Source organism: Leisingera sp. F5, assembly GCF_001593695.1.
Window position 1 is genome coordinate 1 of record NZ_LUKH01001160.1, and the last position, 1,222, is coordinate 1,222.

The 1,222-nt window shown below is 62.9% G+C and carries 2 protein-coding genes; both read left to right on the forward strand.

What is annotated here, in order from left to right:
• Positions 1–43: 43 nt before the first annotated feature.
• Complete coding sequence (locus A2I95_RS39740) at positions 44–745, forward strand: hypothetical protein (RefSeq protein WP_291737850.1); 702 nt, start codon at positions 44–46, stop codon at positions 743–745.
• Positions 746–777: 32 nt separating this feature from the next.
• Positions 778–1,188: a hypothetical protein gene (locus A2I95_RS39745; RefSeq protein ID WP_291737851.1), complete on the forward strand. Its 411-nt coding sequence runs from the start codon at positions 778–780 to the stop codon at positions 1,186–1,188.
• The last annotated feature ends 34 nt before the right edge of the window (positions 1,189–1,222 follow it).

Here is a 1,222-nt window from a genome sequence, read left to right on the forward strand (position 1 = left end):
CATCATATTTGTTATACTTGTTGCTTTGAAAGCTGTTTGACCAATGTACCTAGTCGATGCCCACGTCCATCTGCATGCGTGTTTCGATCCTCCGGAATTCCTGGATGCCGCCAGCGGGAACTTTTCCCGCCTCTGTCATGGCCTTGACCTGCCGGCATCGACACCCGGCGTGCTGCTTTTCACACAGTCCAGAGGCGCGGATGCGTTCGGTGGGCTGCGCCCCGGACATCTGCGCGGCTGGACGATCGACGAGACCGCAGAACCGGTCTCATTGCGCGCCTCGAAAGACGGGCAAACGCTGGCCCTGATCGCGGGGCGGCAGATCGTGACCGGGGAAGGGCTTGAAGTGCTCGCATATGGCGCCGCCGGTCCGTTCCCTGACGGCGAGCCGATAGAACGCGCCATCGAACGCGTTCTGGATGCCGGCGGCGCGCCGGCCCTGCCCTGGGGTTTCGGCAAATGGTCCGGCGCCAGGGGTCGCGTGATACGGCGGATCGCCAATGATCATGCCCGGTTTCCATTCCTCTTTTTCGGTGACAATGCGGGCCGCCCGGCGCTGTGGTCCCGGCCGCGCCTGTTCGGCGAGGTCGAGCAGCTTCGTCGCGCGATCCTGCCCGGCACGGACCCGCTGCCCTTCCGCGGTGAACTCCACAAGGTCGGCCGGCTTGCGTTTGTTGCAAATGACGGGTTGTCGCTGACCCATCCCTTCCAGAGTTTCCGCACCTGGCATTCAACCTCGTTCTAGACCTGCCGCCACCGGCACCGCTGGGGCTGGCGGTGTCGCCGCCGGATAAGACGGATCCAACGCTGTTTCTGTATCCGGTCCGGGGGGGCACGTTTGCCGGTACGTGGCACACGAGCTGGCACGAAGGTCCCGATCCGGTCCATCCGCCACAGGCTGACATCGACGCCTTTCTGGAGGCCCTGAACCTGTCGGTCCCGACGCTGGGTGCAACGCGCGGACACATATCGAAAATCCATGCAGGATTGTTGCCCGCCAAAGAAGCCGGCACAGCGAAACTCTCTGTTCGTGAAATCATTTTGGACCATGGAACTACTGGGGGGCCGATCGGCCTCTACACGGTTTCCGGCGTCAAATTCACGACCGCCCGCCGGGTTGCGGCCAACCTTGTGAAACGTGTCCTGGCAAGCAGACGCATTGCGGCTGCACCGGATGTGGCCGAATGAGACGTCTTGCCGCAATCGCGTCTGCAGCGCGGTT

Excerpts from the sequence above, each read along its gene's own strand:
- A2I95_RS39740 (WP_291737850.1), top strand. The coding sequence starts at position 44 with ATGTACCTAGTCGATGCCCACGTCCATCTGCATGCGTGTTTCGATCCT.